The 11,205-nt window shown below is 40.3% G+C and carries 9 protein-coding genes; all 9 read left to right on the forward strand.

Annotation, left to right across the window (positions count from 1 at the left end):
• The first annotated feature begins 63 nt into the window (after positions 1–63).
• Positions 64–1,119 carry an aspartate-semialdehyde dehydrogenase gene (asd, locus tag FXW34_RS01460; protein WP_147532178.1) on the forward strand — a complete coding sequence of 352 codons (1,056 nt, stop codon included), beginning with the start codon at positions 64–66 and terminating at the stop codon, positions 1,117–1,119.
• Positions 1,120–1,235: 116 nt separating this feature from the next.
• Positions 1,236–2,468, forward strand: coding sequence for an aspartate kinase (gene dapG / locus FXW34_RS01465; protein ID WP_147532180.1), 1,233 nt, complete (start codon positions 1,236–1,238; stop codon positions 2,466–2,468).
• A gap of 62 nt (positions 2,469–2,530) precedes the next feature.
• The gene (dapA, locus tag FXW34_RS01470) at positions 2,531–3,397 is read left to right on the forward strand and encodes a 4-hydroxy-tetrahydrodipicolinate synthase (RefSeq protein ID WP_147532182.1); all 867 of its coding nucleotides are present in this window, start codon (positions 2,531–2,533) and stop codon (positions 3,395–3,397) included.
• A 170-nt stretch (positions 3,398–3,567) separates the two neighbouring features.
• Positions 3,568–5,235: a ribonuclease J gene (locus tag FXW34_RS01475; protein WP_147532184.1), complete on the forward strand. Its 1,668-nt coding sequence runs from the start codon at positions 3,568–3,570 to the stop codon at positions 5,233–5,235.
• A gap of 163 nt (positions 5,236–5,398) precedes the next feature.
• Positions 5,399–6,148: a ClpP family protease gene (locus FXW34_RS01480; RefSeq protein WP_147532186.1), complete on the forward strand. Its 750-nt coding sequence runs from the start codon at positions 5,399–5,401 to the stop codon at positions 6,146–6,148.
• Positions 6,145–6,354 (forward strand): YlzJ-like family protein, encoded by a 210-nt coding sequence (locus tag FXW34_RS01485; protein ID WP_147532188.1) that lies wholly within the window; start codon positions 6,145–6,147, stop codon positions 6,352–6,354. The genes FXW34_RS01480 and FXW34_RS01485 overlap by 4 nt, the downstream gene beginning before the upstream one ends.
• 126 nt (positions 6,355–6,480) lie before the next feature.
• Entirely contained in the window at positions 6,481–8,865 is a 2,385-nt protein-coding gene (locus tag FXW34_RS01490) for an FtsK/SpoIIIE family DNA translocase (RefSeq protein ID WP_147532190.1), read from the forward strand.
• Between the two features lie 311 nt (positions 8,866–9,176).
• Positions 9,177–9,902, forward strand: a complete 726-nt coding sequence (locus tag FXW34_RS01495; protein ID WP_147532192.1) for a GntR family transcriptional regulator — start codon at positions 9,177–9,179, stop codon at positions 9,900–9,902.
• 77 nt (positions 9,903–9,979) lie between these two features.
• Positions 9,980–11,089 carry a BMP family lipoprotein gene (locus FXW34_RS01500; protein WP_147532194.1) on the forward strand — a complete coding sequence of 370 codons (1,110 nt, stop codon included), beginning with the start codon at positions 9,980–9,982 and terminating at the stop codon, positions 11,087–11,089.
• Positions 11,090–11,205 lie beyond the last annotated feature (116 nt).

Below are 11,205 nucleotides of genomic sequence, written 5' to 3' on the forward strand. Positions count from 1 at the left end.
AAACATATTTAATGCTAATGCTAGAAAAATCATACTTATTGACACGGGAAGGGGACTCTATCCATGAGCCAAACTAAAGGTTATAATGTCGCAGTTGTTGGTGCAACTGGGGCAGTTGGACAACAAATGATTAAAACTCTTGTAGACAGAAATTTTCCAATCGCAAATTTAACTCTACTTTCTTCAGCACGTTCTGCTGGGAAAACTGTTACTGTAAATGGTCAAGACATTACGGTTCAAGAAGCGAAGCCTGAGAGCTTTGAAGGTATCGACATTGCTTTATTCAGTGCAGGTGGTAGCGTTTCATTAGAATTAGCGCCAGAAGCTGCAAAACGTGGTGCTATTTGTGTGGATAATACAAGTGCATTCCGTATGGATCCAAACGTACCGCTAGTTGTACCTGAAGTAAATGAAGCCGATCTTCACAAGCATAACGGGATTATTGCGAATCCTAACTGCTCCACTATCCAAATGGTTGTTGCATTAGAGCCAGTTAGACAAAAATACGGCCTTAACAAAGTAATCGTTTCAACTTATCAGGCAGTATCAGGATCTGGTGCAGTTGCGATTGAAGAGTTAAATGATCAAACAAAAGCAATCATCAATGGCGAAGAATTTGAACCACAGGTTCTTCCAGTAAAATCTGACAAAAAACATTATCAAATTGCTTTCAATGCGATTCCGCAAATTGATAAGTTCCAAGACAACGGTTTTACTTATGAAGAAATGAAAATGATCAATGAAACTAAAAAAATCATGCACTTGCCAGAGCTTTCTGTAGCAGCAACATGCGTGCGTATTCCAGTTGCAGTTGGTCACTCTGAATCCGTTTATTTTGAAATTGGAGAGACAGGCGTAAAAGCATCAGACATCAAGGCGTTATTAGAAAACGCACCAGGTGTAGTGCTTCAAGATGATCCAAGTGCGCAAGTATATCCAATGCCTGCGGATTGCGTTGGTAAAAATGATGTATTCGTAGGTCGTATTCGCAACGATTTAGACGAAGAAAAAGGCTTCCATATGTGGGTCGTATCCGATAACCTTCTTAAAGGTGCAGCTTGGAACTCAGTTCAAATTGCTGAAAGCTTAATTAAATTAGGATTAGTGGCGGAAAAATAATCATTTTGTTAAACCAAACCAGCTGCACTGTCGTTTAAAAGTCGCGATAAATTCGATCGACTAAACTATCCGTGCATGTCGGTTTGGTCTAACTATTACAACTAGAAGGTGTTACGATGAAAATGATTGTACAAAAATTTGGCGGTACATCCGTACGAGACGAGAATGGCCGACAAAATGCAAAACGTCATATTGAAGCAGCACTAAAGGATGGCTATAAAGTCGTGGTAGTGGTATCAGCAATGGGACGCCTCGGCGATCCATACGCAACTGATACGCTTCTTTCTTTAATCGGAGGAAGTGAAAACAAAATTTCCAAACGGGAGCTAGACTTATTACTATCCTGCGGTGAAATGATTTCAAGTGTAGTGTTTACCAATATGCTTTTGGAAAATGGAATCAAAGCTGTTTCTCTTACTGGCGCACAAGCTGGATTCATCACAAACAACGAACATAATAATGCAAAAATCATTGAAATGAAATGTGACCGCCTCTTAAGAGAGCTTGAGGATGCAGAGGTAGTTGTTGTTGCAGGCTTCCAAGGGGCTGCTAAAAACGGTGATATTACGACAATTGGTCGTGGTGGCAGTGATACATCTGCTGCCGCTCTTGGTGCTGCGATTAAAGCTGAGGTAATCGATATTTTTACGGATGTTAATGGGATTATGACGGCAGACCCGCGTATAGCCAAAAATGCTCGGCCATTATCCGTTGTAACATATACGGAGGTGTGCAATATGGCGTATCAGGGTGCGAAGGTCATTCATCCACGTGCAGTAGAAATTGCGATGCAGGCGAAGGTTCCAATTCGGATTCGCTCAACTTACAGCGATAGCCCAGGTACACTTGTGACTACCGCAAATCGAGACAACCATGGTAGCGATTTACGAGAGCGACCGGTAACGGGGATTGCGCATGTGACGAATGTGACGCAAATCAAAGTCTTTGCTAAAAAGGACCAGTACAATCTTCAAGCTGAAGTTTTTAAGGCGATGGCCAATGAAAATATCAGTGTTGATTTTATCAATATTTCTCCAAACGGAGTGGTCTACACGGTTACAGACGAAATGGCGGACCGTGCCGTTTCTGTGTTAAAGGCGATGGGGCATGAGCCAACAGTTGAAAAAAACTGTGCGAAGGTTTCCGTGGTAGGTGCAGGGATGGCAGGCGTACCAGGGATTACCGCGAAAATCGTGACCGCGCTTTCTGAACAGGAAATAAGAATTTTGCAATCGGCAGACAGTCACACTACCATTTGGGTACTTGTGAAGCAAACTGACTTAGAGAAAGCCGTGAATGCATTGCATGATGCATTTGGTTTAGAAAATGAAGTTACAGAACATGAATAATTGTTATTTTTACGAGAGAAGGGGCAAAGCTCCGAAATAGATTGTTAAAGAGGAGTGGCAAGATGACTATTTTCGGTCGGGTTTCCACCGCAATGGTAACCCCATTTGATAAAAACGGGCATATTGACTTTACAAAAACGACGCAGCTAGTGAATTACTTAATTGAGAACGGAACTGATTCATTGGTTGTCGCTGGTACAACTGGGGAATCACCAACTCTTTCAAAGGAAGAGAAGGTAGCATTGTTTCAGCATGTTGTTCAGGTTGTTAACAAAAGAGTACCAGTAATAGCTGGAACAGGAAGCTATAATACACATGAATCAGTTGAGTTAACTAAAAAGGCAGAGCAAGTTGGTGTGGATGCGATCATGCTTGTTGGCCCATATTATAATAAGCCAAATCAAGAGGGCTTGTACCAACATTTTAAAACGATTGCTGAAAGTACGAACCTCCCTGTAATGGTATACAATATTCCTGGCCGCTCAGTTGTTAATATTTTACCCGAGACGATCATCCGCTTATCTGCCATTCCAAACATTGTTGCAGTAAAAGAAGCCAGTGGAGATTTAAATGCCATGACGAAAATTATTGCTGAAACAGCTGACGACTTTCACCTTTACAGTGGCGATGACGGCTTGACGATACCAGTCTTGTCCATTGGCGGAGCTGGTGTCATTTCAGTTGCATCCCATGTCATTGGCAAAGAGATGCAAGAGATGGTCCAAGCGTTTTTAAACGGTGAGCGTGAAAAAGCTGCCAAGCTGCATCAGCAATTATTGCCGGTTATGGTAGGATTGTTTAAGGCGCCAAACCCTGTCCCTGTGAAAACAGCGTTGCAATTAAAGGGGCTTGATGTTGGGTCTGTCCGCTTACCACTTGTTCCATTAACCGAACAAGAACGTCTAGCGGTAGCGAATTTATTGTCATAATTTTATCTCAAGCAAAGAGGCTGTCACCGTGCAGCCTCTTTTTTGTGTCGTAAACTAAATTGAAATCCTTTCCAAATGCCGAGTAATAAAGGTTGTAAAGGCTTTCTTCCTTCAAGTATAATAACGGTAATATATTATGGTCGGGCGATAGACTTTAGGAGGAAACAGACTTGAATAAAAGCAAAAATGAATTGATTAAGCTCATTGCTCTAGGGGGAGTAGGAGAAATCGGTAAAAATATGTATGTAGTCGAGATTGATGAGGATATTTTTATCGTTGATGCGGGGTTAATGTTCCCTGAGGATGAAATGCTTGGAATCGATATCGTAATACCGGAGATAAGCTATCTGATATCGAATAAAGAGCGAATTAAAGCTTGCTTTTTAACACATGGTCATGAAGATCATATTGGGGCTTTAGCCTATTTGTTGAATAGTATTTCTGTTCCTGTGTTTGGAACGAAGCTTACATTAGCTTTAGCGCAAGCAAAGTTAACTGAGCAAGAATATCGAGGTTCAATCGATTTCAATGAAATTACTTCTGAAACTGTTTTGAAGTTTGAGACGACTGAAGTTTCGTTTTTTAGGACAAATCATAGTATTCCTGACTCTGTTGGGATTTGCTTTCAGACCTCACAAGGGGCAATAGTCCATACTGGTGATTTTAAATTTGACCAAGCAGCTACTCAACTTTACAAGCCAGAGATTGGCAAAATGGCGAACATCGGTGAAAATGGCGTTCTTTGTCTTCTATCTGATAGCATGGGTGCAGAAAAGCCGGGCTATACTCCAACCGAGGCAAAGGTTGTTCGGGAAATGAATGATGCTTTTTATGCAGCACATGGAAGAATTATTGCGGCATGCTTTGCATCTGATTTGAATCGGATTCAACATTTATTTGATGCGGCGCATCTGACTAACCGCAAGGTAGCGGTTGTCGGTAAGAGCCTTAAGCGAGTTTTTGATATTGCCCTTAATCTTGGTTACATTCAAGTACCAGATGATATTATCATTCCGCTTGCCGAGGTAAAGAAGTATTCCGATGAAGAGATTATGGTCCTTACAACTGGAAGCCAGGGAGAACCGCTTGAGGTGCTTCAAAAAATGGCCAAGCAGGCCCATAAGCATGTAAATATCCAACAAGGTGACACCGTTTTATTTGCTGCATCTCCATTACGTGGTAGTGAATTATTGTTGTCCAAAACAATAGATATGTTGTATCGAGCAGGTGCAAACGTGATTTCTGGACGTGAAATTGTCCAGGTATCTAGCCATGGTAGCCAAGAGGAATTAAAGCTGATGATCAATTTAATGCAACCGAAGTTTTTCATTCCTATTCATGGTGAATATAAAATGCTTCATGCGCACACTAAGGTGGCAAAAGCGTGCGGAATTCCTGAGGAAAATATTTATATTCCAGAAAAAGGCGAAGTAATTGAGATAAAAAATGGTAAGTTACAGCCTGGTGCTAAAGTACCAGCTGGAAATGTTTTAATAGACGGGATTGGTGTTGGCGATGTTGGCAATATTGTTTTACGCGATCGTCGACTGCTTTCACAGGATGGAATACTCATTGTCGTTGTAACATTAAATAAAGGCGATAAAACGATTGCGGCAGGTCCTGAAATCATTTCAAGAGGCTTTGTCTATGTGCGTGAGTCGGAAAAGCTGATGGAAGAATCGACTGCTAGAGTTCGCGATGTTGTTGAGAAAACGATTTCTAAGGATTCCTTCGATTGGACGACATTAAAGCAAGAAATGCGTGATACGTTAAACCAATATTTATTTGAAAAAACGAAAAGAAGACCAATGATTCTGCCAATTATTATGGAAATCTAAACTTGAAGTGCCTGATTGCAAACGTCAATTGGGCACTTTTTTAATGCTGACAGAGAGAAAGTGCTAGAAGCGGGCAACTATAGCTATTTTTCATACTCTCAGAATGAAAAAATCTTCCGAGTTTATACTAACAGTATCACTGTGTGAAGGGAGACTTTTGGATATGAATCATTTCTTTAATCAATCAGACGATGTTAAGGACGAGCAAGACCAACCAAATGAAGAAAAGACATCAGGTCTTTTAGAAAAAATACAGCAGCTAGGTCAAACGAATGTACCACAGCTTTCACAAGATTCTACAATTCATTGCTTAACTATTGTCGGGCAAATTGAAGGACATTTGCAGCTGCCACCCCAAAATAAAACAACTAAATACGAGCATTTAATTCCTCAAATTGTCGCGATTGAACAAAATCCAAAAATTGAAGGACTGCTTGTCATTCTCAATACCGTGGGCGGTGACGTTGAAGCAGGTCTAGCTATATCGGAAATGCTAGCTTCCTTATCAAAGCCAACTGTTTCAATCGTATTAGGTGGAGGACATTCAATAGGTGTGCCAATTGCCGTATCATGCGATTATTCCTATATTGCAGAGACGGCGACGATGACCATTCATCCTATCCGCTTAACAGGATTGGTGATAGGTGTCCCAGCGACCTTTGAATATCTGGATAAAATGCAGGAACGAGTGGTGAATTTTGTTAAAAAACATTCGAAAATTACCGAAGAGAAGTTTAAAGATTTAATGTTTGCAAAGGGTAATTTGACAAGAGATATCGGCACCAATGTTATCGGCATTGACGCGGTGGAGTACGGATTAATCGATGAAGTCGGTGGGATTGGTCAGGCGATGAAGAAGCTAAATGAACTGATCGATTTGAAAAAGAAAGAGGATGAGGGGTTACTACAATGATTCTTTATACGATGATGCCTCATGAATTAGTGTTTCCGGAACAAGCACAAACCGAACCTGGTCAGATGCTTGTTACATATGAAGGGATTCCGGTAATGGTCGAAAAAACCGCAGAGCAGGATTTGCGAGTTGTTCGCATACTCAGCACAGATCCTCAACACTATTTAAATGATAAAATTACTCCTGGTGCAAAAATTTCTTTTTAATCCTTATTGCAAACACCAGTTTGGTTATAAAATATGGTATAATAAGGGTCAAATAAGCAGCCAAGACAAGGCTGCTTTCTTTCTTCCGATTTTAGAAATGGAAAAAATGAACATCAAGGTGATGAAATGGCCAAGACGAAACGGCGAACGAAGAAAAAAGTTGAAATAAAGAAAACGATGAAATATGAGCTTGTTGGATTAATCATTATTGCACTTTCGTTAATCACAATGGCAAAGCTGGGGAAAGCTGGAGCGGCATTTATTCTATTTTTCCGTTTTTTTATGGGGGAATGGTATATTTTAAGCGTCCTCGGATTGTTGGCCTTCAGTGTCTACATGATGATTAAACGGGATTTGCCCGATTTGCTAAATCTTAAACTAATCGGTGCTTATTTGATTACAGCTGCTATCCTTTTGTTCGACCACATTAATTTTATTGAGATATTGTCCAATAGCGGTCAATTTAAAAATCCAAGCGTTATTATGAAGACATTTGATATTTGGTGGAATGGGGAAGTTCAAAATCAGACTAGTACTCGTGAATTAGGCGGAGGAATGATTGGGGCAATTTTATTTGCATTATTTAATTTCCTCTTTGCAGAAGCTGGCTCAAAAATTGTTGCTTTTGTACTCATTTTAATTGGGGTTACTTTAATTACCGGAAAATCACTAAGTGCAGCACTTGAGAAAATGTTTATTAAGCTTGGACATTTTAGCGCTGGGCAATGGAATGCATTTGTACATGACATAAAAGAGTGGGGCGAAAACCGGAAGCAAAAGCTGGAAGAGAAAAAACAAAAGCCTGCTGAAACTCGAACGTCTAGGTCAAGAAAGAAAAGTAAAGCGAAGGAAGAAGATGAAATCACTGTCCCAATCGCCGATGGAGCTGAGCTTAGTGAAGAAATCATTCCAACTCCGGAGCCGATTATTTCGAGCTTTGCTGAACGTGCCTACCCTGTTAACGAAATGGAACAAGTGGTAAAGCCTACACCAACAACCAAAGCACCGCTTGAAAAGGATGATCATAGCCAGCAAGAAGAAGTTGTACCTAACATCACCTTTGTTGAAGTAGAGAATGAATCCTATGAATTGCCACCTCTTGATTTATTAAACTTTCCGCGCCATACAGACCAAAGTGGCGAATATGAATTAATCCATGCCAATGCAGCGAAGCTTGAGAGGACGTTTCATAGTTTCGGTGTGAAAGCTCGTGTGACTCAGGTTCATTTAGGACCAGCTGTTACTAAGTATGAAGTTCATCCTGATGTAGGGGTGAAAGTGAGTAAAATTGTGAGCCTTAGTGATGACCTAGCGTTAGCACTAGCTGCAAAAGATATCAGGATTGAAGCTCCAATTCCAGGTAAATCAGCGATTGGAATAGAAGTACCTAATTCAGAAATTGCCATTGTCTCCTTAAGAGAGGTACTGGAATCGAAACAAAATAATCGCCCAGACTCGAAGCTGTTGATCGGACTTGGTCGTGATATTACCGGCGAAGCAAAACTAGCCGAACTAAATAAAATGCCGCATTTACTAGTTGCTGGTTCAACCGGTAGCGGTAAAAGTGTTTGTATCAATGGGATTATTACAAGCATTTTAATGCGCGCTAAACCGCATGAAGTCAAAATGATGATGATTGACCCTAAGATGGTTGAACTAAATGTATACAACGGTATCCCCCATTTACTTGCACCTGTTGTTACGGATGCTAAAAAAGCATCACAGGCATTGAAAAAGGTCGTTAGCGAAATGGAACGTCGCTATGAATTATTTTCTCATACTGGAACGAGAAATATTGAAGGCTATAACGAGCACGTAAAAAGACACAATGCAGAGGAAGAAGCAAAACAGCCATTGCTACCTTATATTGTCGTCATTGTCGATGAATTAGCAGACTTAATGATGGTCGCATCTTCTGATGTAGAGGATTCGATAACCCGATTGGCGCAAATGGCTCGTGCTGCGGGAATTCATTTGATTATTGCGACACAGCGACCATCAGTTGATGTTATTACCGGGGTAATAAAAGCCAATATTCCATCACGGATTGCCTTTGCGGTTTCATCAGCGACAGACTCGCGAACCATTCTCGATATGGGCGGTGCTGAAAAGTTACTAGGGCGAGGAGATATGCTATTTTTACCAGTAGGCTCATCTAAGCCGGTACGGGTTCAAGGAGCATTTCTTTCTGACCAAGAGGTGGAGGATGTGGTTGATTTTGTTATTACACAGCAAAAGGCGCAGTATCAGGAAGAAATGATTCCTGACGACACTCCTTCAAACTTTTCAAAGGTAGAAGATGATTTATACGATGAGGCTGTAGAGCTAATTATCGATATGCAGACCGCATCGGTGTCGATGCTGCAACGACGATTTAGAATTGGTTATACGAGAGCAGCTCGTTTAATTGATGAAATGGAGCTTCGTGGTGTTGTCGGTCCTTACGAGGGTAGTAAACCGCGCGCAGTCTTAATTGGAAAAAATAAAGAAGATGTAGATAAAGAAGCATGATGAAAGAGGCTTGTCTAAACTAAGACAGGCCTCTTTTTTTCGTATATTAAATTCAAGACACTTGAGCAATACTAAGCATTGCATGGTAAAAATAATCAATAAATATTTTTTATATTAATATATCGAGATAACTTGAAAATGATTTTGTCAAGTGATTCAATCCAATTAAAAGTTGGTATATTGCTTTTTTTTCTAAAATGAAAATCATTGTTTATTTATAGTAGAAAAGTATGTTATATTATTTTCGATTAGTAGGAATGTAATACATCAGAGGTCTGATGTCTGAATGAAGAATTGTCGGAGGAAACAGCATGTCAATTAAATCTGATAGTCGACACTTGTATTTACAGGTTATCGATCGGCTTAAGCAGGATATCGAAAAAGGTATCTATCGAGAGAAAGAAAAACTACCTTCTGAATTCGAGCTTGCGAAAAAGCTTGGTGTGAGCAGGGCAACACTTCGTGAAGCGTTACGTATTCTTGAAGAAGAAAGCGTTATCATTCGGCGTCATGGCGTTGGTACTTTCGTTAGCGCAAAACCGTTGTTCACGTCAGGAATCGAACAGCTCAAGAGTGTCACCAGTATGATTGAGGATGCAGGAATGACTCCTGGAACCATATTCTTGCACTCGCAGACGTTTGATCCTACTGAAGCTGATTTGCGTCGATTCTCTTGCTCTCTGGATGAAAAGATTGTGGTTAGTGAGCGAGTAAGGACCGCTAATGAACAACCGGTTGTATATTGTATCGATAAGATACCGGAAAAAATACTTCCTGAATCCTATACAACTGGTCAGGAATCTATCTTTTCAGTTTTAGAAGCTGTTTCAAATCGGAGGATCACCTATGCGGTTGCTCAAATTGAACCGCTCGGGTATCATGAAAAAATTTCGCCGATTTTGAAATGTGACCCTGAAACTGCATTGCTAGTATTAACACAAATGCATTATGACGAATCAGACGAGCCAATCCTATTTTCTGTCAATTATTTCAAGGCGGATAAGTTTGAATTTAACGTCCTAAGAAAACGAATTTAATCCGTTAACTTGACACAAACTAGTGCTAGTACGCTTAAACATTCTTACTAAATCAAACAATTTAGGGGGTACAAGCCTTGAAAAAGCGAAAGTTTAGTATTGTTTTGTCTTTGCTCTTAGTTATTAGCATGATTCTAGCTGCTTGCGGCGGTGGTGACGAAGGTGGAGACGATAAAGACGACAAGGGCGGTAAAAAATCCGACCTTAAAGTAGGTATGGTAACTGATGCAGGAACAATCGATGATAAATCGTTTAATCAAGGTACATGGGAAGGTATTAAGCAAGCACAAGACGAGCTTGGTGTTGAAGCAAAATATTTAAAGCCAGCTGGTACTACAGAAGCTGAATACTTAAAAGAAATGGGTAACTTGTATGATGCAGGTTATAAATTTATCGTAACTCCTGGATTTAAATTTGAAACTGCTGTATATCAAGCACAGGACAAGTATAAAGATGCTAAATTTGTCATTATCGATGGTAACCCGCACAAAGGTGACTTTAAGCCAGTCGTAAACGATAATACTGTAGCAGTTTTCTTTGCGGAGCATGAATCAGGTTTCTTAGCCGGTGTTGCAACAGCACTTCAATTAAAAGAGGGCGAAGCAGGATTTATCGGTGGTATGGAAATTCCAGCTGTGCAAAAGTTTAACTGGGGCTTCCAACAAGGTTTAAAATATGCAAATGAAAATTTAGGCACAAATATTACTATCAAAGCAGATAACGTAGTTTACCAAGGGTCATTTGATAACGCAGCAGCTGGTGGACAAATTGCAGCTCAAATGTATGACCGTGGGGTAGATGTTATTTTCGCAGCAGCTGGCGGAGTAGGCGTTGGTGCAATCAATGAAGCAAAACAACGTGTTAAAGCTGGTGAAAAGGTTTGGATGGTCGGAGTTGACGTTGACCAATATGACGATGGTAAATACGAAGGTGATAAATCAGTTGTATTAACATCAGCAATCAAGAAGATTGACAAAGTAGCTTTCGACATGGTTCAAGCTGAGTTAGACGGAAAATTCCCTGGTGGCGAAACCTTAACATTTGATGCAACAAATGATGGTATTGGCTTACCTGAGAAAAATCCTAACTTAAGTGATGATACTGTTAAAACAGTTGAGGATATTTTCCAAAAGGTTAAAGCTGGTGAAATCAAGGTTGCTGGGGAACAAGGCGACCTGTTGAAGTAAGTTAGAAAACAAAAGAGACGGGTTCGCACCGTCTCTTTTGAAATTATGATGATATTGGAAAAGAATAGCATTCGAAAAGCATCGAGTAATGGAACTTATCGGTGTCAGGATAGGGG

Source organism: Bacillus marasmi, from assembly GCF_902168435.1.
Taxonomy (GTDB): domain Bacteria; phylum Bacillota; class Bacilli; order Bacillales; family Cytobacillaceae; genus Bacillus_BU; species Bacillus_BU marasmi.